This window comes from Rothia sp. HMSC062F03 (assembly GCF_001836905.1).
In the GTDB taxonomy this organism is placed as follows: Bacteria; Actinomycetota; Actinomycetes; order Actinomycetales; family Micrococcaceae; genus Rothia; species Rothia mucilaginosa_A.
Genome location: NZ_KV830862.1, coordinates 32,521 through 55,965, shown reverse-complemented (window position 1 = coordinate 55,965; position 23,445 = coordinate 32,521). Strand labels below are relative to the sequence as shown.

24 protein-coding genes, 1 tRNA gene and 1 rRNA gene are annotated in these 23,445 nt (G+C 59.8%); 12 read left to right on the top strand and 14 right to left on the bottom strand.

Going from position 1 to position 23,445, the window contains the following annotated elements:
- Positions 1-133: 133 nt before the first annotated feature.
- On the bottom strand, positions 134-877 hold the full coding sequence (locus HMPREF2674_RS02455; protein ID WP_070483111.1) for a response regulator transcription factor: 744 nt from the start codon (positions 875-877) through the stop codon (positions 134-136).
- A gap of 285 nt (positions 878-1,162) precedes the next feature.
- Between HMPREF2674_RS02455 and HMPREF2674_RS02450 the strand changes: the two genes are divergently transcribed.
- The 6 genes from HMPREF2674_RS02450 to HMPREF2674_RS02425 all read left to right on the top strand — a co-directional run bounded on the left by HMPREF2674_RS02450 (position 1,163) and on the right by HMPREF2674_RS02425 (position 6,941).
- Positions 1,163-2,026, top strand: a complete 864-nt coding sequence (locus HMPREF2674_RS02450; protein ID WP_070824718.1) for a PRD domain-containing protein — start codon at positions 1,163-1,165, stop codon at positions 2,024-2,026.
- A gap of 608 nt (positions 2,027-2,634) precedes the next feature.
- Positions 2,635-3,630 (top strand): mannose/fructose/sorbose PTS transporter subunit IIA, encoded by a 996-nt coding sequence (locus HMPREF2674_RS02445; protein WP_070824717.1) that lies wholly within the window; start codon positions 2,635-2,637, stop codon positions 3,628-3,630.
- The gene (locus HMPREF2674_RS02440; protein ID WP_070680790.1) at positions 3,627-4,493 is read left to right on the top strand and encodes a PTS mannose/fructose/sorbose transporter subunit IIC; all 867 of its coding nucleotides are present in this window, start codon (positions 3,627-3,629) and stop codon (positions 4,491-4,493) included. The genes HMPREF2674_RS02445 and HMPREF2674_RS02440 overlap by 4 nt, the downstream gene beginning before the upstream one ends.
- Before the next feature lie 11 nt (positions 4,494-4,504).
- Complete coding sequence (locus HMPREF2674_RS02435; RefSeq protein WP_070824716.1) at positions 4,505-5,359, top strand: PTS system mannose/fructose/sorbose family transporter subunit IID; 855 nt, start codon at positions 4,505-4,507, stop codon at positions 5,357-5,359.
- A 171-nt stretch (positions 5,360-5,530) separates the two neighbouring features.
- Positions 5,531-6,304: an HAD-IIB family hydrolase gene (locus HMPREF2674_RS02430; RefSeq protein ID WP_070824715.1), complete on the top strand. Its 774-nt coding sequence runs from the start codon at positions 5,531-5,533 to the stop codon at positions 6,302-6,304.
- Between the two features lie 127 nt (positions 6,305-6,431).
- Positions 6,432-6,941: a hypothetical protein gene (locus tag HMPREF2674_RS02425; RefSeq protein WP_210400118.1), complete on the top strand. Its 510-nt coding sequence runs from the start codon at positions 6,432-6,434 to the stop codon at positions 6,939-6,941.
- 103 nt (positions 6,942-7,044) lie between these two features.
- On the opposite strand, the gene HMPREF2674_RS02420 is transcribed toward HMPREF2674_RS02425, so the two are convergent.
- The 4 genes from HMPREF2674_RS02420 to HMPREF2674_RS02405 all read right to left on the bottom strand — a co-directional run bounded on the left by HMPREF2674_RS02420 (position 7,045) and on the right by HMPREF2674_RS02405 (position 10,977).
- On the bottom strand, positions 7,045-7,365 hold the full coding sequence (locus HMPREF2674_RS02420) for an ATPase (protein WP_070483104.1): 321 nt from the start codon (positions 7,363-7,365) through the stop codon (positions 7,045-7,047).
- A gap of 9 nt (positions 7,366-7,374) precedes the next feature.
- On the bottom strand, positions 7,375-7,872 hold the full coding sequence (locus HMPREF2674_RS02415) for a hypothetical protein (RefSeq protein ID WP_049332275.1): 498 nt from the start codon (positions 7,870-7,872) through the stop codon (positions 7,375-7,377).
- Between the two features lie 174 nt (positions 7,873-8,046).
- Positions 8,047-9,783, bottom strand: a complete 1,737-nt coding sequence (locus tag HMPREF2674_RS02410) for a cation:proton antiporter (protein WP_070824714.1) — start codon at positions 9,781-9,783, stop codon at positions 8,047-8,049.
- A gap of 249 nt (positions 9,784-10,032) precedes the next feature.
- Entirely contained in the window at positions 10,033-10,977 is a 945-nt protein-coding gene (locus HMPREF2674_RS02405; RefSeq protein WP_070824713.1) for a biotin synthase, read from the bottom strand.
- A 292-nt stretch (positions 10,978-11,269) separates the two neighbouring features.
- Here HMPREF2674_RS02405 and HMPREF2674_RS02400 point away from each other — a divergent pair, with 292 nt between their 5' ends.
- The 5 genes from HMPREF2674_RS02400 (at position 11,270) to HMPREF2674_RS02380 (ending at position 15,863) form a co-directional block, all read left to right on the top strand.
- A complete protein-coding gene (locus HMPREF2674_RS02400; protein WP_049332271.1) occupies positions 11,270-11,872 on the top strand; it encodes a TetR/AcrR family transcriptional regulator in 603 nt (200 codons plus the stop codon).
- Positions 11,873-12,115: 243 nt separating this feature from the next.
- A complete protein-coding gene (locus HMPREF2674_RS02395) occupies positions 12,116-13,513 on the top strand; it encodes a galactokinase (protein WP_049344520.1) in 1,398 nt (465 codons plus the stop codon).
- A gap of 449 nt (positions 13,514-13,962) precedes the next feature.
- Positions 13,963-14,166, top strand: coding sequence for a hypothetical protein (locus tag HMPREF2674_RS02390; protein WP_049332269.1), 204 nt, complete (start codon positions 13,963-13,965; stop codon positions 14,164-14,166).
- Positions 14,167-14,722: 556 nt separating this feature from the next.
- Positions 14,723-15,043 (top strand): glutaredoxin domain-containing protein, encoded by a 321-nt coding sequence (locus tag HMPREF2674_RS02385; protein ID WP_049332267.1) that lies wholly within the window; start codon positions 14,723-14,725, stop codon positions 15,041-15,043.
- Between the two features lies 1 nt (position 15,044).
- Positions 15,045-15,863, top strand: a complete 819-nt coding sequence (locus tag HMPREF2674_RS02380; protein WP_049347596.1) for a shikimate 5-dehydrogenase — start codon at positions 15,045-15,047, stop codon at positions 15,861-15,863.
- A 344-nt stretch (positions 15,864-16,207) separates the two neighbouring features.
- Here the strand turns inward: HMPREF2674_RS02380 and HMPREF2674_RS02375 are convergent, their stop codons facing one another.
- The 3 genes from HMPREF2674_RS02375 to HMPREF2674_RS02365 all read right to left on the bottom strand — a co-directional run bounded on the left by HMPREF2674_RS02375 (position 16,208) and on the right by HMPREF2674_RS02365 (position 18,591).
- On the bottom strand, positions 16,208-17,020 hold the full coding sequence (locus HMPREF2674_RS02375; protein ID WP_049347602.1) for a rhomboid family intramembrane serine protease: 813 nt from the start codon (positions 17,018-17,020) through the stop codon (positions 16,208-16,210).
- Between the two features lie 57 nt (positions 17,021-17,077).
- On the bottom strand, positions 17,078-17,908 hold the full coding sequence (locus HMPREF2674_RS02370; RefSeq protein ID WP_049347598.1) for a rhomboid family intramembrane serine protease: 831 nt from the start codon (positions 17,906-17,908) through the stop codon (positions 17,078-17,080).
- Positions 17,909-18,063: 155 nt separating this feature from the next.
- Positions 18,064-18,591 (bottom strand): peptidylprolyl isomerase, encoded by a 528-nt coding sequence (locus HMPREF2674_RS02365; protein ID WP_049347600.1) that lies wholly within the window; start codon positions 18,589-18,591, stop codon positions 18,064-18,066.
- Between the two features lie 171 nt (positions 18,592-18,762).
- Here HMPREF2674_RS02365 and HMPREF2674_RS02360 point away from each other — a divergent pair, with 171 nt between their 5' ends.
- Positions 18,763-19,098: a hypothetical protein gene (locus tag HMPREF2674_RS02360; RefSeq protein ID WP_049332256.1), complete on the top strand. Its 336-nt coding sequence runs from the start codon at positions 18,763-18,765 to the stop codon at positions 19,096-19,098.
- Between the two features lie 201 nt (positions 19,099-19,299).
- Here the strand turns inward: HMPREF2674_RS02360 and rrf are convergent.
- The 6 genes from rrf to HMPREF2674_RS02330 form a co-directional block, all read right to left on the bottom strand.
- Positions 19,300-19,416, bottom strand: a 5S ribosomal RNA gene (gene rrf / locus HMPREF2674_RS02355).
- A 3-nt stretch (positions 19,417-19,419) separates the two neighbouring features.
- Positions 19,420-19,492, bottom strand: a tRNA-Ala gene (locus HMPREF2674_RS02350).
- Positions 19,493-19,606: 114 nt separating this feature from the next.
- Positions 19,607-20,737 carry an acetamidase gene (locus HMPREF2674_RS02345; RefSeq protein ID WP_070824712.1) on the bottom strand — a complete coding sequence of 377 codons (1,131 nt, stop codon included), beginning with the start codon at positions 20,735-20,737 and terminating at the stop codon, positions 19,607-19,609.
- A 185-nt stretch (positions 20,738-20,922) separates the two neighbouring features.
- Positions 20,923-21,369: a DUF3349 domain-containing protein gene (locus HMPREF2674_RS02340; protein ID WP_049332253.1), complete on the bottom strand. Its 447-nt coding sequence runs from the start codon at positions 21,367-21,369 to the stop codon at positions 20,923-20,925.
- 53 nt (positions 21,370-21,422) lie between these two features.
- Positions 21,423-21,728: a hypothetical protein gene (locus HMPREF2674_RS02335; protein WP_049344507.1), complete on the bottom strand. Its 306-nt coding sequence runs from the start codon at positions 21,726-21,728 to the stop codon at positions 21,423-21,425.
- Between the two features lie 3 nt (positions 21,729-21,731).
- Positions 21,732-22,958, bottom strand: a complete 1,227-nt coding sequence (locus HMPREF2674_RS02330) for an inorganic phosphate transporter (RefSeq protein WP_070679240.1) — start codon at positions 22,956-22,958, stop codon at positions 21,732-21,734.
- Positions 22,959-23,445: the final 487 nt, after the last annotated feature.

Sequence of the window (23,445 nt, the reverse complement as noted above, 5' to 3'; positions counted from 1 at the left end):
ATACGGAATACAACCACTGTGGCGCGGTATTTCCGGGAATACTCGCATACTCCGGAACATACCGCGCCACCTGAGCAGATAGTGCGGAACGGATAGCACCTACCCGTTCCGAGACGTTGAAAACGACGTCGAATTACAGTGCCGGACGCAGCACGTAACCGGCACCGCGCACCGTGTGAATCATCGGTTCGCGGCCGACGTCAATCTTCTTACGCAGGTACGAAATGTATAGCTCGACAATATTGGCCTGGCCGCCAAAATCGTAGTTCCAGACGTTATCCAGAATCTGGCTCTTGGAGACCACGCGCTTCGCGTTTTCCATGAGGTAGCGCAGCAGGTCGAACTGGGTTGCGGTGAGGTTAATCTGCTCGCCGCCGCGGGTGACCTCGCGGGTGTCCTGGTTCAGCACCAGGTCGCCCACCACTAGCTCGGCGTCATCGATGGCGGCCACGCCGGAACGCTGCACCAGGCGATGCAGTCGAATCATGACTTCCTCCATAGAGAAGGGCTTGGTCACGTAGTCATCGGCGCCGGCGGCCAGGCCCTCGATACGGTTATCCACCGAATCCTTAGCGGTCAGGAACAGGCAGGGCACCTCGGGGTAGAACTTGCGGATACGGTTGAGCAGCTCCAAACCGTCGAAGCCGGGCATCATGATATCCAGCACCAGCACATCGGGTCGCCAGTCGCGGGCAATGTTCAGCGCGGAGGGGCCGTCGCCGGCGGATTGCACTTCCCAGCCAATCATCTTCAGAGCCATGCTGACGAGTTCTTTCAGCATCTCCTCGTCATCGACGACGAGGGCCCGGATGGGGCTACCATCCGGGTGCTCCAGGGCGGGAAGGTTCTTTGCGATTTCGGTTGCTTTACTGCTCATAGGTCTAGGGTACCGCGAGGAATCTCACTCGGGCGTGCCGAACGAATATTTTCGCGGCAAACATATGGAACGCATGTGCCGGTCACAGCTGATACACAGATTGCAGGGATTTCTCTTCGGGCCAGTCCGTACCCCCTTCAGTCGGCCGGTCTCTTCTGTAAAATTTGTACTAGATTAGGTGACGCTCAATCGCTTTTCGTGGTGCCGCCACCGGCTCTTTTTCCGGGCGTTACGCACCGATAACCGACCACCACACGACCGTCGCATCACCGCAGAGGAGGGCGCATGCGCATCAGCCGCATCTATAACAACAATGTCGCCCTCACCGTGAATCACCTCGGCCAGGAGGCCGTGGTAATTGGCCGTGGTATCGCCTTTGGCAAGCGCAAGGGGCAGATGATTGATCCTGCCGCGGTCGAGCAGACCTTTGTGCCCGAGCGGGGCATATCGGGCGAGCGCCTCAGCCTGACCCTTTCCGAGATTCCCGCCGAGATTCTGTCCATCGCCACGGGTCTGGAATCACGCGTGCGTGCTGACGGGGTGCTGGAGCTCTCGAATTCTTTCATCATTCCCCTGGCTGATCACCTGCACTACGCGGTGATGCGTGCCCGCGAGGGGGTGCGCGTGGACTACCCGCTCGCTCCCGAGGTGACGCTCCTGTACCCGCGCGAGGTGGAGTACGGCCGTTCGGTGATTGCCGCGGTGCGCGAGCGCCTGCAGGTTCAGATGGATCCCGGCGAGGCCATTCCGCTGGCGTTGCACCTGGTCAACGCGCAATTTGCGACGGCGGATATGTCGCAGGCCTTCCGCATGACGGAGGTGTTCGCGCAGGTTTTCGAGATTATTGAGGCCAGCTACGAGCGCACACTTAACCCGGATTCCGTGAGCGCGGCCCGCTTTATCACGCACCTGCGCTACCTCTTCGTGCGCGCTAGTCGAGAGGGTGAGCCCCAGGAAATTGATGGTGTCTCGCAGCCGAGCCTTTTGGCCGCTCTGCGTGCGGATGCGCCCCGCGCCTTCGCCTGCGCGCAGAAGGTTCTGCTGGTGTTGCAGATGCAGCTGAATCATTCGCTGACTCGGGACGAGCTGACCTATCTGACGATTCATATTGCCCGCCTGGCTCGCGAAATGTGGGGTATCAAGGAGTAGCGGTCGGCACCGGCCGGGGCGTGGCCGTTAAAGGCGGTTTATTGTGTTCGTGAATATTCGGGATTACGAGGATACATGCTGGCGGGTGCCTTCATCGCGCTTTAGCGCGTCGAGTAATTTTTAAAAGTGGCGATTTCAATCGGGGCGCCCCAGAAATACCATTCCGTGGACAGACCACAGAAAAATGTTGGATTTTTCTAAATCCCACACGTTTTACTATTACAGCCTCCCCTGCGAGGTATTTTCCTTGTAAATATTTTTCCGCCTTCTTGGATTTCCGATATTTTATGTCAAACGTGTGACAGATTCATCCAGCAACTCACCTTTAAAACATCAATATTTCTATTTTGGGGGCGGAATAGCGCTTCTTCTCACTATCCTCCGAGCACTTCAAGCTTTTCTTCTCGAGATTTTCGGACGCCCTATAAATAAGCGTTTTGGAGCCCGGAAACCCATATTCCAACACCGATAAAAACGTCACGGAAACCTAAAGTGCGCATCCTTGAAAAAACCCACAAAATAAAAACCGAAAATGCTACCATACGAGGGTTACAGGGCCCTGAACGGGGTTCATAACACACACCCAATACGCATACGAGAGGACCATTATGGTCACCATCATTGTGGCGGCACACGGCGAGTCGGCTCCGGCTCTGCTGAAGACCGCCGGCATGATCCTCGGTAACTTCGAAAACGTCCACCCGGTCACCTTCCTGCCGGGTCAGGGCCCCGAAGATCTCGTCGAAGAGTACACCCGCATCGTTGAGGCATCTGAAGCAGAAGAAACCCTGCTGCTGGTCGACCTCTTCGGTGGTAGCCCCTACAACGCCGGTGCGCAGTTCGCAGCCACCCGCGAGGGCGTCGACGTCGTCTCCGGTGTCAACGTACCGATGCTTATCGAGGTCATCTCCGGCGCAGGCCGTAAGAGCGCAACCCTCAAGTCCCTGGTTGCTAAGGCTCACAAGGCTGGCACCAAGGGTATTCGCTCCTTCCAGGATGCGAACCAGCCTGCGGCCGCCAAGCCCGCCGAGGCGAAGCCCGCCGAGGCGAAGCCCGCCGAGGCTAAGGCCGCAGAAGTTCCGGCCGCCCAGCAGGTTCCCGGCGGCACCATGGACGCCGTCTTCACCCGCATCGATTCCCGCCTGATTCACGGCCAGGTGGCGGGCACCTGGGTTCCGTTCATCGCGCCGCAGACCTTCATCGCGGCCTCCGATAACGCGGCACACGACAAGCTACGCAAGTCCCTGCTACTGCAGGTTGCGCCGGCAGGTGTGAAGACCAACGTCCTGGATATCGCCAAGGCCGGCCGCGTATACAACAACCCCAAGTACACCGGCATGAAGACCATGTTCGTCGTGGAATCCCCCGTCGACGTGGTGCGACTGCTCGACGAAGGCGTCAAGATCAACGAAGTGAACGTTGGTGGCGTCACCTTCAAGACCGGCATGGTACAGCTCTCCGACGCCGTGTACGCCTCCGAGGAGCACCTCGAGGCATACCGCGAGCTTCTCAAGCGCGGTGTGAAGCTGACCGTGCAACAGCTACCCAACCACTCCCCGGTTGACCTGGCAAAGATCCTCAAGCAGAAAGGCCTGGACGCATGACCGCCCTCACGTTTATTCTCGTTGTTCTCGTGGCGTTCATCGCGGGTGTCGCATCCGTGGTGGACGAACGCCAGTTCCACCGCCCCCTGGTCGCTTGTACCCTGATGGGTTTCGCACTGGGTGACCTCACTACCGGCATCATACTCGGTGGTTTCCTGGAGCTCATCGCACTGGGCTGGATGAACGTCGGTGCGGCTATGGCTCCCGACTCGGCTCTGGCCTCCACCATCTCCGCCCTTGTCGTGATTCAGGGCCACCAGAACATCGACACCGGTATCGCCATCGCCGTGCCGTTGGCCGCAGCCGGACAGGTTCTGACCATCTTCGTTCGTACCATTACGGTGTTCTTCCAGCACCAGGCCGATAATTTCGCCAAGACGGCTAACTTCCGCGGTATCGAGCTGATGCATCTCAGCGGTATGGCCCTGCAGGGTCTGCGCGTGGCCATCCCGACCGCCATTGTGGCGCTGATCAGCTCCGACGAGCTGACCCGCCTGCTGAACATGATTCCCGCCGAGGTGACCGTTGGTCTGCGTATCGCCGGCGGCATGATCACCGTGGTCGGTTTCGCAATGGTCATCAACATGATGCGTTCGAAGGCCCTCATGCCCTTCTTCTTCCTCGGCTTCATCGCCGCCGCCGCTATCCCGGCAACCCAGTCGATTGTGCCGCTACCCGGCGGAAGCTCAAAGGACGTCCTCGTGGCACTGTCCACCCCGGCACAGTTCAACCTGGTTGCTATCGGCCTGGTCGGCGCCTGCCTGGGTCTGCTGTACACGCAGCTGAACCCGCTCTTCCATAAGAGTGAGGCACCCGCCGTAGCACCGGCCGCCGCCAATGACCTCGACAACGAGCTCGAATAAGGAGCATCACCATGACTGAAAACAAGAACGTCGAGCTCGTTGAAGTTCCCGAGCTCACCCAGCGCGATAAGGTCGACACCTACATCCGCTCCACTTTCCTGCTCGGTTCGTTCAACTTCGAACGCATGCAGTCCATCGGTTTCGCGGTTTCCATGATTCCGGCCATTAAGCGCTTCTACGCCAAAAAGGAAGACCAGGCGGAGGCGCTGACCCGCCACCTGGAGTTCTTCAACACCCAGCCGTGGGTTGCATCCTCGATTATGGGTGTGACCGCTGCGATGGAGCGTGAGAAGGCAGCCGGTAAGGACATCGACGAAGCCGCCATCACCAACGTTAAGGTGGGCCTGATGGGCCCACTGGCCGGTGTGGGCGACCCGATTTTCTGGGGTACCGCACGTATTGTGCTGGCAGCTCTGGGCGCATCCCTGGCGGTGACCGGCAATATTCTGGGCCCGCTGCTGTTCTTCTTCGGCATGACCGCAATTCGTTGGGCAACCCGCTGGTACGGCTTCAAGTACGGCTACGAGAAGGGCACCCAGATTGTAACCGAGGCGGGCGGCAACACCCTGCAGAAGATTACTCAGGGCGCCTCCGTGATGGGTCTGTTCGTGATGGGTGCGCTGGTGTACCGCTGGACGAGCGTGAACATTCCGTTGCCGCTAACCAGCTACAAGAACCAGGCTGGCGCGATGGTGGATGTGACCGTTCAGTCGGTGCTGAACGACCTGCTGCCGGGCCTTGCGTCGCTGGGTCTGTGCTTCCTGTGCATGTGGCTGCTGAAGAAGAAGGTCAACGCTATCTGGTTGATTTTCGCTCTGTTTGCCGTGGGTATCCTCGGTTCGTACCTGGGCTTCCTGGCTCTCTAAAAATCTGAGGAATGAGCCCTTTCACCCTTCAGTGAAGGCGTGAGATTCAGGGGCTATATCTCAAGTGACGGGGGTGCGGTCGGTACACTTAAAAGTACCGGCCGCGCCCCGTTTTTTATGGGTTGCGGCGCGCAGTTCGCGGCAACGTAGCCCTTCCGTGAAGGAGTTTTTATGACCAAGCTGATGGCTTTCGATTTGGACGGCACGATCCTGTTTAACCGAGCCGTGGAGCCTGCCAATGAGCGGGCGATTGCCCGCTGGCAGGCGGAGGGTAACCTGGCGGTTTCGTGCACGGGCAAGAGCATCTTTGCCACGCAACTGGCGCTGGAGCCGACCGCCATCCGCTTCGACTATCACGTGCTGTACACGGGTGCGGTGATTACCGACCGGGAGTACCGGGTGATCTACCATCAGCCTCTTCCGGTGAGTGTTGTGCAGGCGTGCTACGAGCATTTCAGCACCGTGGACGGCGTGGCCCTGTTCGCGACCACTCTGGATAACGATTACAGCCTGTGCGACCGGGTGGGCTCCTCGACGAATATTCTGCCGGAGTTCACTCCCCTGGCGGCTGACGACCTGCAGAACCACGAGTACGTGGGTGTGCCCCTGTGGATTCCGGATGCGCAGGTCCGCGAGGCGGCGTACACCTGGATTCTGGAGCGTTTTGGCAACTCGGTGGACTGCCACAAGAACCAGGATTTCCTGGACATCGTGCCGCCCGCCTGCACGAAGGGCACCGGTCTGCAGCATCTGGTGGAGTACCTGCAGTCGGAGCATCCGGGCACCTCCTATGAGGTGTACACGATTGGCGACTCGTGGAACGATATCGACATGCACCGCTACGCTGACCGTTCGGCGTCGTTCAGCTACTCCCCCGACGAAGTCAAGGCCGTCACCACCGATTGTGTGGATAAGGCGTACGAGTTTATTGAGGCTTCCCTGTAGAAGCTCTCTCGGCAGCATTTAGGCGCGGCGAGCGCTGAGCCTGCCAGCCACTTCCGCGTGCTCGCCGCCCACTCCCCCGTTTCACGTGAAACACCCGTTACGTTTCTTTACCCCAGTCAGGTTTTCCATGTGCCCGTCCGCTTCTCAGCCCAGTAAGAACCAGCCCAGCAAGAATCAGTCCCGGAAGAGCCAGCAGGCCGAGCCTGCTCAGTCCTACGACCCGTCCAGCTTCTCTGACACCTTCCGCGCTATGGCGCGTGAATCACTCGTGAAGAACCAGAAGAACCGCCCGGACTCCCCCATCGTTTCCATTTCCCCGGTGCTGATTGTTTTGGGTGCCATTGCGGCGGCGCTGTACGGGCTGTGGCAGAGCTGGGCGTGCCTCATTCCGCTGGTGCTGATTCTGGTGCTCATGTGGGTGCGCTACACGATGCAACGGCAAGCTCTCAGGGATTTCGCGGAGCTGGAGGCGGCACTCACCGCCTGGAAGAAGACCCGGGATCGCCAGTACCTGGAACTCATGGCGGCGCAGTCCGAGCGCATCCTGAACGAAAATAAGGCGCTGACCGAGCAGGCGCGCGCCCACGTGCAGGAGTACGCCGAGTACGCGGCGCAGAGGCTCGACGCGCGGGCCTAGCCGCCAATACTACCCGCCCTAGGATATGAAGAACCCCCTCGAACCAAAGGTTTGAGGGGGTTCTTCACGTTAGCTATTGGGCGGCCTCGCGACCGAAAACGGTCTAGCGGCTTTCCTCCGCGGCCGGGGTATCCGATGCTTCGGGAGCCTCGGCAGGCTCATCGGCGGCGGTAACGCGCCGCACCACGGGTGCCGAACGCTCCGAGAAACCGCGGCGCAGCGTGCCGGCGGCCGCGCGAGCGTCCATCGCGTAGAGCTGTTCGCGGTTGGTCAACACCACCAGGGTCATAGCGTTCAGGCACACACCAAGGATGCACAAAATCCACCCGATGAGCATGAACCGACCACCCGAGAGCACCGCACCCGAGAGTAGCAGCGCGATGGAGACCAGGTACGCCGGGGAAAGCAGAAACTTTGTGTTCATAACCCCCACCTAGCGAACGTTCGAGCGGGGCTTCGGGGCACGGCCAGCCGCGCGGGAACGAGAAGGCAGCACACCCAGGCGACCAGCGGGGGCCTGCACGACCGGCTGAGACTCCGTGGGTTCCTCTTCGCGAGGCTCGTCCTGAGCCGTTTCGGGCTGAGCCGGCTCCGCCTCCTGCTCGTGAGCCTCCGAGGGCTGTTCGGCGGCGTGGGCGTCTTCTTCCTCACGGCGCCCGCGCTCTTCACGGCGGTGCTCGGCGCGCTCACGGATGCGGGTTTCAACGGAGGACTCCAGTCCGTCCAGGTTCGTCACGAGCGCCGGAACGGGGTCACCCTTTGCCTTACCCACCGAGAGCAGCACGGCCAGAACGTTCAGGCACAGGGCGGCAATCAGCAGAATCCATCCCAGCCACAGAACCCAGGGGGTTGAGGAGCCGATCAAGAGCGCGCCACAAAAAATCGCGCCAAGGGAGGTCAGGTACGCGGGCGAGAGAGTCTTGAAGTCCATGTCTACTTTCAATGCATTGTGAGTTTGAGAGAGCTACAGCGTGTTCAACGCTTCCTGTCCCATTTTAGGTGATGGTTGAGCGTTAGTCTTCCTTATTCCCTACTCCAGGGCATATATACCCCGGAGCGGGAATCGGTAGACCTACCAACCGGCCGTCGGCCTTCTCCAGAGAGGTTAGGAGCTCTCCCCCACGGAGGGCAGAGGCGAGGCGGGCGCGTTCTTCACGACCGGGATGTTCTGGGTGCTCGGGGCGTCCTGATACTGCTTCCACAGGTTGTAGCGTTCCAGGGCCACGGCACCGGCCGTCATTGCGGGCAGAATGAACATGCCGGAGGAGCGGATACTTTCGGCCTGCGCCAGGATGTCCAGCTTACGCACCACGCGGGTCACGTCGTGGGAGTCGTAGCGGTCCTGAGCAGAAATAACCTCGTTCTGCGCGGCGACGAGGGCGGCGTCGCGCAGGCGCACGAAGTCGTTCCTCTTGCCCTTAACCTTCTCCATGTGCTGCTTGTATTCTTCGGGCAGTGCCTCGCTGATTTCGTCGCGGCGGGTAATGGCGGAGCACATTTCCTTCACGCGGGCGTAGGTCTCAGGGTCGGTGGTTGCCTTCGCTTCTGCCTGCAGCGCCTCGAGGGCCGCGATCTGCGCGATCTTGAGCAGTTCGGGTACGGCGGTTTCTTCTTCATGGTTGGCCCGCACGCCAAGGACCTTTACGAGCATGGGCAGGGTCAGGCCGGGTAGCACGAGGGTGAAGAAGAGTACGGAGAGCATCATGACGATGGCGTCCTGGCGGACCTGTTCGGTACCGTTGACCACGGGGATGGACAGGGCAAGAATCAGGGTCACGAGGCCTCGCATGCCGGACCAGGTCATGATGATAACTTCGGCGAAGCTTTCGGGGGCACCCTCGTGGATGGGGTTCTTGCGTCCTGCCAGCCAGACGATGGTGAACCAGATGAGGCGCACCAGAATGGCGACCAGTGCGACCAGGGCACCGTCAGCGAAGAGGCCTGCGGTACGGGAGGGGTCGGCGGTGGCGATGATGCTACTTGCCTGCAGGCCGATGAGGCCGAAGGCGACACCGGTCATGAGCAGCTCAATAATCTGCCAGAAGGAGGTGGAGGAGAGGCGTTCTTCCGCTTCGAGTGCCGCCATGTATTTGGTGCTGGTGAACTGGATAGCGCCGATGACCACGGCGATAACGCCGGAGGCGTGCGCGCTTTCAGCAGCGAGGTAGGCGCCGAAGGGGATCACGAGGGTCACGGCGTTGCTGGTGACCACGTCGTGGGCGCGCTGGCGAACGTAGCCGCCGAGCCAGCCGAAGATGTAACCAATAATGACCGCGAGGATCGAGCCGAGCACGAAGTCTTTGGCGACCGAGAGCGGCTCGATGTGGTGGCCGCTGGTCATGGAGTGGATTGCGGCGTGGAAGAGGACGATTGCGATAGCGTCGTTGAAGCTACCTTCGGTCTGCAGGGTGCCGATGAGGCGGCGGGGAATACCGACGGGCTCAGCGACTGCTTCCACGGCGACGGGGTCGGGCGGGGAGACGGCGGCACCGACGGCAAGGGCGACGGCGATGGTCATACCGGGGACCCACCACATGGCCGCGCCAGCAATTGCCAGGGCGGAGACGGTGGTGAGAAGGACCGAGTAGAGCAGTACTGATCTCCAGCGGCGGCGCAGGGTGCCCCAGGAGAATTTAACGCCGATGGCCCACAGTAGCGGCGGAAGGAAGATCGGCAGGATGATGTCACTGTCGATGGTGATGTCCGGTCGGTTGGGGATGAAGAGCGCGGCAGTGCCGAGCAGGGTCATCATGACCGGCCAGGGGAGGTTGAGTCGATCACCAATGCTGACCATGAACACGGTCGCAATCAGGATGATGACAATAACGGAGAGGTAAAGCATTGGTCCGGTGTTGTTCCTTTCGCACGGCTAGGGTTAGTCGGCTACGTCTTTCTACTCTACCGGAGGGGCTCATTCCGCTTTTCGGATATGGGGGTTCTGCAGCGTTTATTGTGGTGTTGTTTACCTCTAAGCCTAATGCTTTATGTGGAATATAGAGTTTTCCCCTGAATATCCTCACTTTTCAGCAGGTTATTCAGGGGAAAATTCTATTTTTGGAATATATTGCTTGGGGTAGCTACCTCTAGCGGATTACTTAGAGCCGCACCCACCGGCACCGCAGCCGCAACCGCCAGCGGGAGCTTCCTCCACGACCGGTTCCGGCTCGTCATGGCCACCGCAGCAGCCACCCTTTTCTTCCTTCGGTTCGTCGTGGCCGCCACAGCAACCGCCACCACCGTGGGAGTGGCCGTGAGCCTCAGCCGGAGCTTCAGCGGAGGAACCGCAACCACCGTCACCACAGCCGCAGCCGCCGGAGGAAGACTCCTCGTGACCGCCGCAGCCACCCGAGCCACAGCCACAGCCGCCACCGTCGACCGAACCGCAGGCGGAGCCGCGCGCCTCGCGGTGACCCATCAGGTCAACACCGAGGTCGGAGAGGTAACGCAGGTAGCCAGCGAGGGCATCGCGTCCACCGGTGCCGGAGATGACAATGCCGCCGTGGCGCAGAGACTTCAGAATCTCGTTGACCATGGGCCACTGCTCAATATCGTCGGTAATGGTAATGGCGCTGACCACGTGCATGGCCAGGGAAGTCAGCGAGCGCAGGGACTGGTCGTAACCCTCGGGCAGGTGAATCACCTTGGAGGGGGCGGCCAGGCGCAGAATCGACAGCACACGCATGAGCATCATGGGCACAGCGTTCTTCGGCAGCAGTACGGTCACGCCAATAGCGGGGGAAGCGGCAATGCGCTCAATGGTCTCGGCCAGCTCCTCAGAATCAATGTCGCGGGAGATGTCGAGAACGTCGTAGGAGTCCACGGCAATGGAGCGGGTGCCTAGAGCGTCGGCAAGTTCCTCGTTCTCGGTGTGGACAGCAATCATGTTGCGGAATTCGTTGCGGCGCAGAATGGAGGCCGCTTCAATCAGGGCGAAGTCCTGACCCTCCCCGTCCACCAGGAGGGTGTGGATCTCATCGCGGGTCAGGGGCTGTTCGGAGCCCGCCCGCTCGATTAGTTCAGAAAATGCATTGCTCATACCGGCTATTAAACACCCGCGCGCCAGGGGTGCGCTCGCGAGGTTTGCCTGCATTGGCGGTTTTTAGGGGCTCCAGGAGCATTTTTATGCCCAGAGCGTGGCATATCTCGTGCCACTCAACTTCTTAGGAGCGCCTAATAGCGAAGTCGCTTTTAAAACGCGAAACGTTTATTTCTGAGCCGTGAGAATCACCAATTATTACACCGTTTCTCTCACGTAATTTACGCTTTTTCTGCTTTCCAGCCGGTGCATGATGTCAATGACGGAGCGCCAAACACCCTAAAATAGAGACGTGGTACTTTCCCGTGAAAAGATTCTAGATACCGCCTACGAGGTCTTGGCGACCTACGGTCTGGCGGACCTTTCGATGCGCCGCCTCGCTCAGGAGCTTCACGTGGCTCCCGGTGCCCTGTACTACCACGTGAAGAATAAGCAGCAGCTACTCATTCTGCTGGCGGACTACATCCTGGCCCGCGCCCCGAAGTCGATGTCGGAGGAGGCCGAGCCGACGGTAGAGGCTGTGCGTGCCTCCATGATTCAGCGCGGCGACACGCTCTTCTCACTGCTGTACCCCATCCGCGAGTGCCCCGAGGTGGTGCGTCTGAGCCTGGCTCTGCACCCGCGGGAGCTGAAGCCGGTGGTGGCGATGGCTCACGAATTTCAGTCGCTGGGCATGGGCCATGCTGAGGCATTGCGCCGCGCCCGCCTGCTGACCCACACCGCGCTCAGCCTGGTGGAGGAATACCAGACGCTACCGCTCATTTCCCCGCAGGAGGCGGTGGCAAGCGGCGATGTTCCGCTCATCGAAAATGCTTTTAACCGTTACCGCAGGGATCTACAGTCGGCCATCGACACGATGATGGTTGTTCAGCCCCCGTACACTCAGGAGGACTAAACTCCGTACTCGCCCCACTCAGCCTTCTATTCGTAGGCCCCGCACCGCTACGGCGCGGGGCTTTTGCGTCACCTAGCGTCCAAGCGCTCACCACCCAAACCGCCCGTGACTCGAGCCAGAACGTCCCTCTGCCGTAGTCTAGAGGGGATACCTCTGCGCCGAGTTGCGTGTTCCGGACGTATTCGTCACGGGGAGGTACGCACAGATTCCGTATGCCCCGCGGGGCGTAAGCGAGGTGTCCCCATGTCCATGACCGCTACTGCCCAGTGGGCGGCCTTCCCCAGCCACACCGCGGAGATTGCCCGCGTCCGCGAGGAGTTCATTACCGCCTACGGCTACGAGCCGGACGGCGTGTGGTCTGCGCCGGGCCGTCTGAACCTGCTGGGCGAGTACATTGACTTTCTGGGGGGCTCGTGCCTGCCTATGCCTCTGCCCTACCGCACGTATATTGCGGGTGCTCTGCGCCGCGATGGCGTGCTACGTGCTTCCTCACTGCAGATGCCGGGGGACGAGCGCACGGTTGTGGTGCGCGATATCCAGCCGGGCCATTTGAAGGGTTGGTTCACGTACGTGGCGGGCGTGGCCTGGGCGATGAATCAGGAGGGCGGGCGCGACATCATGCTCCCCGACGCGTTCGGCGCGGATCTTCTCATCAACTCTCGCGTTCCTGTGGGCGGCGGCCTGTCTTCCTCGGCCGCGCTGGAGTGCTCGACGGCGCTCGCACTGCTTGAGCTTTCGTGCCCCCTGCGCCCGGACTGCTCGGAAACGGATGTAGCCCCGGCCGATAATGACACGCTGCGGGCCCGCCTGGCTCAGGTGTGCATCACGGCCGAGAATAAGGTGGCGGGTGCGCAGACGGGCGGCCTGGATCAGACGGCGTCGCTGCGTTCTTTCCCGGAGCAGGCGCTTGTGGTGGATTTCCGAGACTTTTCGATTGAGCCGGTGCGAGTGGACATCGCCCAGCACGGTCTGAGCTTTTTGGTGATTGATACGAATACCCCGCACGAGCTGACGGACGGCGGATTTGCGGCTCGCCGCGCGGCCTCCGAGGCATGTGCGGAGGCCCTGGGCCTGCGTTTCCTGCGCGATGCCCTGCCGGAGGACCTCTCCTGTAAGGGTATGGATGCGCGTACCGCGAAGGCGTGGCGCGCCGACCTGGTGGACTCTTCGGTAAACCGCGCGCTGGATGCCCTGGAGGACTCGGGGCGTCCCTGTTCGTTCCCGCGCGGCTGGGTGCGTCACGCTTTCCACGATATGACGCTGGTGGGTCGCGCGAGCTACCTGCTGCAGCACGCAGACGAGCTGGGGTTGGCGGCTTTTAAGGAGGCCGGCCGCATCTTTACGGAGTCGTTTGTGTCGATGCGCGATGAGCTGTGCGTTTCCCGCCCGGAGATTGACGAGGCGGTGCGCGTGTGCCTGGAGCACGGGGCGCTGGGCGCACGTATTGTGGGTGGCGGCTTCGGGGGTGCTGTCATGGCACTTATCCCGACCGAACGCCTGGAGGAGGCGGCCCAGGCGGTGGCGACGAGCTACGCCGTGCACGGCTACGCGGCCCCGCGTTTTTTGCCGATGACGGCGGGCTTTGCGGCTTCGCACGACTGGTCGGCGGCGACTGATATGACCGATATTCCCGTGAACTAGATGCTCGCAGAGTACCCTCGCCACGGTTTCCCGCGCCTCGATTTGAGGGGGGAGCTTGCGATGCGCGCGGGGCGGTGAACCCCGCTCTTTCGGGCGTTAGCCCGTCGCGTGCGGCACACACAACGGTTTTGAACACCACTCTTATCTGAAAGTTTCCTGCGAGTTTTATCTCACCGCCCCGCTCCCCCGCCCCGCAGTAACCTCTGGATAAGCCACGATTGTTTGAGCATTACTCAAAAAATAACCCGCCAAACAGCAACCTGACTCTTCCTGCTTTCCTACATGGGTAAACTTATCGAGAAGGCCAGTCTGTAAGCCATAAAATTTCACCGCGGCGAGCGCCGGGCGATTTAGGCAACAGGTTCTTTCGCACATCATATTCCGGTTCTCCGTTGAATCCGGAATATACCTCATATGAGAGCGCGCGATTGCGCAGAGAGGAGACCCGCATGGGCCTCGACAACATCAAGAACACCGTTGAGCAGAACCTCGACAAGGTCAAGGAGGCAGTTGAGCACGGTCTGGACAAGGCTAAGGAAGCCATCAACGACAAGGCCGGCAAGGACGTTGTCAGCAACGAGCACGTTGCCAAGGTTGAGGACGTCATCAACGATAAGATTGACGAAGTTTCTCAGAAGCTCGGCGACAAGTAAGCCTCTTTTCCGCGCTTCGCGGTTATTTCGGGATGCGGCTTGAAACATCCCACGGTTCTCCAGGGTTTTGAGCTCCGCATCAGCGTGGTTCAAAGGCCCTGGAGAATCCTTCTGTTCGGATACGGTTGAATACTCCGCGTCCGACGGGCAGCCTTCAGACGGGCCGTCCCCTCTAGGTTTTCACTCAACCACCAAAGGTGGGGTTCCCACCTCGTTTCGGGTGCTTCCCATCGATGCTGCACCCGAAGCATCACTCAGCAGCGGCATGCTCATTGCCGTGTATCGCTCTCCTTCTCATCTCTCACTCTCGCAAGCGCCCGCGATATCTCGCGCCTGTGCACGCCCCGCGTTCCTGCCCCTGCGGCTTGGAGCACGGGGTGTGCGCCGTTAACGCCCCGTCTTCCCATTCGCTGGCAGAAGTTCCCCTTTAGAAAATCCGCAAGCTCAATTCCGCTCACCGGGATATGCTTTAAACGGTAAGTATTAGCGCGCCCGGGCCGGGCTCTCCCGCGTGATTCACATAATCCGTCCGGCGCATCCAACACACGGAGGAACTATGCTCGAACGTCAGCAGTCCAGCCAGGAGCAGGCCCGCGAGGTTATGAAGAACGGCGGTGTCGTCATTTACTGGCGCCCCGGCTGCCCCTACTGCGAGGCTCTGGACGCCAAGCTGGGCGACCTCGGCAACTACGCCACCTGGGTCAACATCTGGGAGGATCCGCAGGCTGAGGAACACGTCAAGGCGCTCAACGAGGGCAACGCCGTCGTTCCTACGGTCGACACCGGCGACACCCACTTCGTGGTGGCCGACCTGGTGAGCCGCAACAAGGTAAAGAAGCTGATCGAGAACACCCTCGACTCCGGTAGCGAGGCCTAAAATGGGTCGCCCTCCGCTGAATCGTGATACGACCGTCTGCATTTCGCTGTCGGGCCGCCCGTCGAATCACGGCATCAAGTTCCACAACTACCTGTACGAGAAGCACGGGCTGGATTACCTGTACAAGGCGATGACCACCACCGATATTGAGGGCGCTATCGCCGGTGTGCGTGCGCTGGGTATTCGCGGCTGTTCGGTGTCTATGCCTTTCAAGCAGGCTGTTATCCCGCTGATGGACGATATGGATCACTCGGCTGCGGTGATTGGTGCGGTGAACACGATTGTGAACACCGACGGCTTCCTGAAGGCGTACAACACTGATGTGATCGCGGTGGCCTCTCTGCTGCGCTCGCACAATGTGGATTCGTCGCTGCCGTTCCTGTTGCGCGGTTCGGGCGGCATGGCCGCTGCGGTGGCTGGTGCCTTCTTCGATGCCGGTTTTGCGCAGGGCATGATTATCGCGCGTAACGAGGAGACCGGCCGGGCGCTGGCAGAGCGTTACGAGTACGCGTGGGCGCCGGAGGTAGGCAACCTGCGCGCACCGATTCTGGTGAACGTGACCCCGATTGGCATGGCGGGCGGTGAGGAGAGCGAGGAGCTGTCCTACCCCGAAGAGGCTATCGCCGAGGCTCAGGTGGTCTTTGACGTGGTGGCGATGCCCGTTGAGACCCCGTTGATTCGCGCGGCTCGTGCGGCCGGCAAGGAAGTTATTCACGGTGGTGAGGTGATTGCTCTGCAGGCTGCTGAGCAGTTCCGCCTGTACACCGGCGTGGAGCTCACTCCCGAGGAGGTTGAGGAGGCGGAGGCTCAGGCGAACTAGGTTCGCACCCGCCGCTTCTTCGCCCCGTGAGGGGCTCGATACGTGAAAGTGCCCGGAAGATTGATCCTTCCGGGCACTTTTTTGGTTTCTCCGGTGCGTAGCACCGGAATTTTTTGTAATTACACACACCCTGGTATTTAAGATTTTCCACATCTGTGGAGAAATCTGGGGAAAACTCTTACACCCGTGTAATTCACCCCGTGTAATTCGGTTGTTTTAGCCTGTATTCACAGGTTTTAAACATGTACTCACACTCGTGGAATTACACGAATGTAGTTATACACAGTGTGGAAAACCTCTGTGGATAACCCTCGTCTGCGGCGGTTTTCCGCGGATTTTCAGGCTCAATACCTGCCGTTGAACCACCGTCGCGGGCTCTGCTGCTGCGGCTCCGAAGACTCGGGCTTCTTCACGAACGGGATAATCAGCAGGGTTGCTAGTGCGCCACTGACAAGACCGCCAAAGTGTCCCGCGTGAGAAATATTCGGGTGGAAGAGGCTCTGCACAACGTCAATACCCATGAGCAGAATAAAGAGGCGCGCTGTGTCCTTCTGCTTCCGAAGAAGCAGAAGGACGAAGAACGCGCCATAGAGGCCGTACACACCGCCTGATGCGCCCACGGCACCACGAGAGTAGGCGAAGAGGTACACACTGCAGCCGGCACCCACGGTAGCCGCCATATATACGAAGAGGAACTTCCACCGCCCCATCATGCGCTCGAGGGACACACCGAAGATGAAGAGGTAAATCATGTTCCACACCAGGTGCATCGGGTCAGTTTGCGAGTGCACAAACCCGTGCGTGATCAAGCGGTAGTACTCGCCGTGGTGAACACGGGGACCAGACATCATGCCGAGGTTGTACATCCAACGGAATGGGATGATTAGTTGCAGACCGTACACCACGACGTTGATCAGGATGAGCGTGTACGTAATATGCCAGTGACGGGCGATGAAGGAACGCTTCGGTCTCGCGTTACCCCCGTTAAGCTCGCGATAGCAGTCTGGGCAGACTACACCCGCACCCTGTGCCGTCTGGCATTCGCCACAGACGGTGCGGTTGCAGCGCCCACACTGGGCGTAGCTGACCCGGTCGGGGTGGTTAACGCAGACCGTTGGACTCTGCCCGTAATTCATATAGTTGGGAAAGTTCTCCACTGCCTCTCCAAGGATTTTGTGCCGGATTTTCCGAAGATTTTTCACGTATTTTCAGGCTTAGTACCTGCCGTTTTGCCATTGCTGCGGGCTCTGCTGCGGAGGCTCCGAGGACTCGGGCTTATCCACAAGCGGGACAAACAGCAGGGTCAGCAGCACACCACCGACAAAACCACCCGCATGGCATGCGTGGGAAATATTCGACGGGGTCAGAATGCTATAGATGATGTTCGGGGCAGTAATCATGACGAACACTCGTGCGGTGTCCTTCTGCTTCCTGACGATTAGCAGGGTCAAGAAAGAGCCCATGAGACCAAAAAGACCACCGGAGGCACCCACCACGCTGGTGTCAGACGCCAGCACATACACGCCGAAGGCGCCAAAGACGATAGACCCCAGGTACACGAGGAGGAACTTCCAGCGCCCCATCATGCGCTCGAGGGAAACACCGTAGATGAAGAGGTTAATCATGTTCCACACCAGGTGCATCGGGTCGTTCTGCATGTGCAGAAAACCGTAGCTGATGATGCGGTAGTACTCGCCGTGCTGGACGTAGGGCCACCAGATGTTGCCATGCCTAACCACCCATTCGTTGGGAATGATCTGTTGCAGACCGTAAACCGCGACGTTAATCAGAATGAGCGTGTACGTAATGTGCCAGTGGCGCGCCAGGAACGAGCCTTTTGCCTTCGAACCCTGTGCTTTCGAGCTGCCATCAGTGAGGTCGCGGTAGCAGTCGGGGCAGACCATGCCCACATCCAGCGCCACCTGACATTCGCCGCAGACGGTGCGGTTGCAGCGCTTGCACTGGGCGTAGCTAACGCGGTTGGGGTGGTTGACGCAGACGGTAGGGCTCTGCCCGTAGCCTGCGTAGTTGGGAAAGTTCTCCACTGAACCTCCAGGGGTGGTGTGCCGGATCAACCGGGGTGGTGTGGGGGCATATAAGCGCAGGGGCCCACCGGAAGAATCCTGGCGGGCCCCTGAACTATACGTGTTTTCTCAACACCTTCAGCAGAATGCTCGTATGAGCCTTCTGATGGGGTTTATTAGAGCTTTTCGATGTCGATCGAGGAGATGACAACGTCCTTGACCGGGCGGTCCTGGAAGCCGGTCTCAACGCCCTCAATAGCGTCAACAACCTTCTTGGACGCCTCGTCGGTCACCTCACCGAAGATGGTGTGGCGGCCGTTCAGCCAGGGGGTCTCAACGGTGGTGATGAAGAACTGAGAACCGTTGGTGCCGGGGCCTGCGTTAGCCATTGCCAGCAGGTAGGGCTTGGAGAAGGAGAGCTCGGGGTGAATCTCATCCTTGAACTGGTAGCCGGGGCCACCAACGCCCATGCCCAGGGGGTCGCCACCCTGAATCATGAAGTCCTTGATGATGCGGTGGAACACGACGTCCTTGTACAGGGGGGTGTTCATGATTTCACCGGTGCGGGGGTGCTTCCACTGGCGGGAACCGTCGGCCAGGCCGATGAAGTTCTCGACAGTCAGGGGTGCGTGGTTACCGAACAGGTTCACGACGATGTCACCGTAGTTGGTGTGGATAGTTGCCTTAGCAGTTGCATTAGTCATGGCTCTATTGTGGCACGGGCTGGCGCTCATTCGCCATACAACGTGTTTTTTCGCCCCGGGCGCACTGTCGGGCGGGCTTTTTAGGCCGGAATTGAATATCCTGAGAGGTGAACACTACGCGCGTCTCGGCGATTCTTACCGCCGCGGCGCCCAACCGATGGAGGTCACCCCATGTTCTGCTGCAAGAAGCGTAAGGCCCGCAAGGCTGCTAAGGCCCAGGCTGTCGTCTCGTCCCTGGCTGCCGCTGAGTCCTCGCTTGAGGGCAAGGCTGCTGAGCTTTTCGCCGAGAAGCTGACCGGCAAGAAGAACGCCCTGAAGAAGGCCCGCAAGGCCACCGCAAAGACCGCTCGTGCCGCGGAGAAGGAGCTGGCACGCATCGAGCGCAACGGCGGTAAGCGCCCCCGCAAGGGTCTGGCTTTCCTGGGCCTGGTTGTGGCGCTGGGTGTCGCAGGCGCGGCCGCATACAACGCTGCTCGCCCCGTTGAGGATCCTTGGAAGAACGCCTAAACGTTCTTCCCGCCTCTAGCGCGTATCTAGCTTGAACGGCCGCTCTCCGGATGATTCTCCGGAGAGCGGCCGTTTTGCGTGCGTGGGATAAGCGTGGGGGCGCGGTCACGTGTGAAGCCGCCACCTTGCTTCCCCGTAGCTATATCCCGGATACGCGAAGAACCCCATGTCTTTCGACATGGGGTTCTCGGTTCAAAAATAAACCGGCAATGACCTACTCTCCCACACCCACAAAAGTGCAGTACCATCGGCGCGAAGAGTCTTAGCTTCTGGGTTCGGAATGGATCCAGGCGTTTCCCTCTTGCTATAATCACCGGAAAGTGGAGGCGAGGGGACTCGAACCCCTAACCCTCTGCTTGCAAAGCAGATGCGCTACCAATTGCGCCACGCCCCCGTGGTGCCCTACCAGTCTATACCAGCGGTTCGGACATCACCAAATCCTCACGGACATTTTTTTCGTAAGACCCATCACAGCATCGCTAAGCCTCCTCAAAGGGAAGCCGACGCGCTACGCTCCCGTGATGACCTCGCCGGGCACATTCGCCTCACGCTTGGACACCGCGTTCAGCGGCCCAGACTCTTCCTGCAGGTAGCGGCGAATGGCTTCCTTCAGCTTCTCTTTTGCCTGCTCATCCTTCGATGAGGGGCTCTTAAACCCCAGCTTAAGGGCGTCGTCCCGTCCGGCGACTGGGTATTCCTGGCGGGCGTTCCACGTTAGCGCGAAAGTTGCGAGGGTGCTCAACTCAGCGGGCGTGACCGCCCTATCCAGAGCATCGGCCGCCACCGCCACGCGGGCCGGTTCCGCAACGCTCACAGCAATCTTCGTCTCGCCACCCGAGGGCACCTTCACCGCCTTAGAGATGGCAATCTGCGCGTAGAGCTGTATCTGCTTCACACGCTCCTCTGAGGTGCCCAGACTGCCCAGGGCGCGGAAGCGACGAACCACGTCGGCATACTCGCCCTCCTCGATGACCGCGGTTAGGCGTAGCTCGTCCGCCATGGCGATCCCCTGGGTATAGTCCGCGTTGGTTCCCAGCGCGGCTGATGCGTTGAGGAGCTTGAGCCACTGCTCCCGGTCAAGGGTTGCCGAATCGTTCACACGCAGCGGGGCGACCGGAGTATTGGTGCGCTGGCTACCCCCATGCGGGTCATTAAACGGGTCTACACCGCCGTAGGTGACGCTCAGACGCTGTATTGAGCCGTAAACCGATAGTTGGGCCAGCGCCTCCGCAGCGGCCGGCAAATCCGCTTGTGCGGCTTCCGTGAGCGCTAGGGAACCCACCAGTCGCAGATTCTGCTCTTCGTTCCCCTTACCCACGTTAATACGCTCCAGCGATTCAATGCGCAGGTAACGGGTATCGATATTTTCGCGCACACGACGCTCGCGGCGAGCCAGCAACTTTTCTACGGAAACCGTGACGGCGGCATCCTCACCCAGAAGGCCGGTAGCGGCGATGCGCGGTGCCGTAGCGATAAGACCACCCGCCAGGATGACGCCACCGGTCAGCAGCAGGGAACGTCGGGGAACCACCAGGTCGCGTCCACGCCGCTTTGCGGCGTCTCCTACGGCCGCGAAGCGGCCTCGCGCGCCGGTAGATTTGTCCGATTGATGAGATTCGGGAATCTGCGAAGAAGACATCGAGCCTCCGGGGATGAGCGACGGTCGAGGACCGCACAGAGTGAGAGATAGCGGAGTAAGAATACACCGATGGGGCGTCAAGGTGACGGAGCCTAGAGCGAGAGCCTGGACATAGAAGAGGCCTACCGGACGAATTATTCGCCCGGTAGGCCTCTTGGTTGTCTATTCAGCCAACCCTCGAATTTTTAGTCATCCGACTCAGCGATCTGCGGTGATGCAACGTTTGCCGACTCGGCGGCCAGCTCCGCAATACGAATCTCACCGGTCGTCGGGTCCTCGTACGGCACATACTCCGTACGACCGGCGGGCTCAGCATCCTCGTTCACATGGTTTTCTGCAATCAGGAAGCCGTGTGCACCCAGAATTTTAGCTACTCGGTCGATGTCCTGCGGGGTCGGGGTATGGTCGACCACGCGACGAATGTACTCGTTGATTCGCTGGTCACTCACGTATGCCTCACCGCGAGCAGCGCGGGACTGCATAAGCTGGCGGACCACTTCCTGCAGCTGTTCATCCGTCAGACGCATCTTCAGGATGGCCATCACGGCTGCACGGTCCTGAACGGGGACGTCCTTGGGATACCCAACGCTCAGCCAGTCGATTACTCGAGAGATGATGCCCTTATCAGGCATTTAGCCCCTCCTTCGATACTGTCATCATCATATTCACTGTGTGTTTCACGGTTCTAGTGACCTCCACCGGTGACGCCGAAAATATTCCAGCCGAACGTGTGGTGAATAAAGTCCTTAGCAACCCAGAGAATGGCGATGATTACGATTGCTACGATGATAGCAAAAACAATCCCGGCGGCAATCTTAGCCACCGTGCTCGGCGGCTCAATCTCCACCAGCTGACCATCCGCCGTGTACTCGGTACGGCCCGCCATGAGGCGGAGGCCGAGCGCATACAGCGCCGGAAGACCCGCACCGAAGAAGAGACCGGCCATGAGCACCGGAATAATCTTGTTTACGATATCCAACAGATATGCCATGGCTTACGAACCTGCCTTCTCAGTAGCAAGAGTCTGGTCTGCGGATGCCTCAGCGCTGGTGACTGCAGCGCCTTCCTTTTCATCCCAGTCGCCAGTCACGTTCGAAGCGTCAATGTTGTCCTTCTGGGAGTGACGCCACATCAGGAAGCAGAAGATAACCAGCAGAGCGAACACGGTCATTTCGCCAATGAACTGGGTGCCGGTCAGAGCATTCAAGCCGTGACCAATCAGCCAGGTTAGAGCACCCACAATCGCGGCAGCCGGCAGGGTAATCAGCCAGGCGACCACCATACGACCCGCTACGGACCAGCGTACCTCGGCACCCTTACGGCCCAGGCCACTACCCAGAATCGAGCCGGACGCCACGTGAGTGGTCGACAGAGCCATACCGAAGTGGGAAGAGGTCAGAATAATCGCGGCGGAGGCACCGTCGGCAGCCACACCCTGCGGGGTGTCCACCTCAACGATGCCCTTACCGAGGGTGCGAATGATGCGCCAGCCGCCCAGGTAGGTTCCCAGGGCGATAGCGAGCGCGCAGGCGGCCTTGACCCACAGGGGGATGGCGTCGTCGCTATTAAGAGAACCTGAAGCCACCAGAGCCAAGAAAATGACGCCCATGGTCTTCTGCGCATCGTTCGTACCGTGCGCCAGAGACATCAGGGATGCGGTAGCCACCTGGCCCTTGCGGAAGCCGCTGTGCTTGCGCTCATCGGCCACCGGGGCAGCAATGCGGTACACCAGCCAGGTGCCGGTTGCCGACACGATTGCGGCAATGACGGGGGAGAGGACCGCGGGAACAATAATCTTGGAAAGCACGCCCATCCACTGCACGCCGTCGAAGCCGATGGCTACCAGCGCAGAACCAATCAGGCCACCAAACAGTGCGTGCGACGAAGAGGAGGGCAGGCCCAGCAGCCAGGTCAGCACGTTCCAGAGGATGCCGCCCACCAGGCCGGTAAAGACGATGAGCATCAGTGCGGGGCCGTCCGAGGTTACGTCGATACGGTCCAGATTCACGATGCCGCTACCGACCGAGCGTGCCACCTCAACAGAGAGGAAGGCACCCACCAGGTTCAGGGATGCGGAGAGAGCCACGGCTGTCTTCGGCTTCAACGCGCCGGTAGCGATGGACGTAGCCATCGCGTTGCCGGTGTCGTGAAAGCCGTTCGTAAAGTCGAAGGCGAGCGCGGTCAGCACCACGATCACGAGAATAATGAGTTCTGTAGTCACAAGAGAATTATCTGTCGCTTCCCCAAAAATCGAAAGTATTCGGTTTTAACACGAAATAACACGCAAACCCACACGATTAGGTGCGTGTTTCGTGGGGTTGTTCGTCCATCATCCCGAGAAACCCGCTACCACTAGGCAAAAAGGGTGCACCCACCAGAATCATTAAGTTGTTTTATGTGGATTCTTCACTAAACCGGGGCAGTAGGCGACATACTACACACTGAACGCTGAGGTGAGTTCATCTAGTGTTCACCTTCAGGAAGTTCCCAGATTTCTATTTGTGATGCACATCTATTACCCACCTCGCATTGAGTACCCCGTTATGCATTTACCGCAAATTCCCCAGCAGCCCACCGCAAAAGCCCTAAACCGAGTGCCCCGAGGAGGGGTACAGTATATATAACAAAAGACCCCGCATCTCTCGATACGGGGTCTTTCTCAAAAAATAAACCGGCAACGACCTACTCTCCCACACCCACAAAAGTGC

What these genes read in the sequence shown, in the direction of transcription:
- HMPREF2674_RS02360 (WP_049332256.1), top strand. Translation starts at nt 18,763, where the DNA reads ATGTTCTGCTGCAAGAAGCGTAAGGCCCGCAAGGCTGCTAAGGCCCAG.
- HMPREF2674_RS02380 (WP_049347596.1), top strand. Translation starts at nt 15,045, where the DNA reads ATGGGTCGCCCTCCGCTGAATCGTGATACGACCGTCTGCATTTCGCTG.
- HMPREF2674_RS02405 (WP_070824713.1), bottom strand. Translation starts at nt 10,977, where the DNA reads ATGAGCAATGCATTTTCTGAACTAATCGAGCGGGCGGGCTCCGAACAG.
- HMPREF2674_RS02415 (WP_049332275.1), bottom strand. Translation starts at nt 7,872, where the DNA reads ATGGACTTCAAGACTCTCTCGCCCGCGTACCTGACCTCCCTTGGCGCG.
- HMPREF2674_RS02385 (WP_049332267.1), top strand. Translation starts at nt 14,723, where the DNA reads ATGCTCGAACGTCAGCAGTCCAGCCAGGAGCAGGCCCGCGAGGTTATG.
- HMPREF2674_RS02395 (WP_049344520.1), top strand. Translation starts at nt 12,116, where the DNA reads ATGTCCATGACCGCTACTGCCCAGTGGGCGGCCTTCCCCAGCCACACC.
- HMPREF2674_RS02435 (WP_070824716.1), top strand. Translation starts at nt 4,505, where the DNA reads ATGACTGAAAACAAGAACGTCGAGCTCGTTGAAGTTCCCGAGCTCACC.
- HMPREF2674_RS02340 (WP_049332253.1), bottom strand. Translation starts at nt 21,369, where the DNA reads ATGCCTGATAAGGGCATCATCTCTCGAGTAATCGACTGGCTGAGCGTT.
- HMPREF2674_RS02410 (WP_070824714.1), bottom strand. Translation starts at nt 9,783, where the DNA reads ATGCTTTACCTCTCCGTTATTGTCATCATCCTGATTGCGACCGTGTTC.
- HMPREF2674_RS02450 (WP_070824718.1), top strand. Translation starts at nt 1,163, where the DNA reads ATGCGCATCAGCCGCATCTATAACAACAATGTCGCCCTCACCGTGAAT.
- HMPREF2674_RS02345 (WP_070824712.1), bottom strand. Translation starts at nt 20,737, where the DNA reads ATGTCTTCTTCGCAGATTCCCGAATCTCATCAATCGGACAAATCTACC.
- HMPREF2674_RS02440 (WP_070680790.1), top strand. Translation starts at nt 3,627, where the DNA reads ATGACCGCCCTCACGTTTATTCTCGTTGTTCTCGTGGCGTTCATCGCG.
- HMPREF2674_RS02455 (WP_070483111.1), bottom strand. Translation starts at nt 877, where the DNA reads ATGAGCAGTAAAGCAACCGAAATCGCAAAGAACCTTCCCGCCCTGGAG.
- HMPREF2674_RS02420 (WP_070483104.1), bottom strand. Translation starts at nt 7,365, where the DNA reads ATGAACACAAAGTTTCTGCTTTCCCCGGCGTACCTGGTCTCCATCGCG.
- HMPREF2674_RS02335 (WP_049344507.1), bottom strand. Translation starts at nt 21,728, where the DNA reads ATGGCATATCTGTTGGATATCGTAAACAAGATTATTCCGGTGCTCATG.
- HMPREF2674_RS02365 (WP_049347600.1), bottom strand. Translation starts at nt 18,591, where the DNA reads ATGACTAATGCAACTGCTAAGGCAACTATCCACACCAACTACGGTGAC.
- HMPREF2674_RS02425 (WP_210400118.1), top strand. Translation starts at nt 6,432, where the DNA reads ATGTGCCCGTCCGCTTCTCAGCCCAGTAAGAACCAGCCCAGCAAGAAT.
- HMPREF2674_RS02390 (WP_049332269.1), top strand. Translation starts at nt 13,963, where the DNA reads ATGGGCCTCGACAACATCAAGAACACCGTTGAGCAGAACCTCGACAAG.
- HMPREF2674_RS02445 (WP_070824717.1), top strand. Translation starts at nt 2,635, where the DNA reads ATGGTCACCATCATTGTGGCGGCACACGGCGAGTCGGCTCCGGCTCTG.
- HMPREF2674_RS02430 (WP_070824715.1), top strand. Translation starts at nt 5,531, where the DNA reads ATGACCAAGCTGATGGCTTTCGATTTGGACGGCACGATCCTGTTTAAC.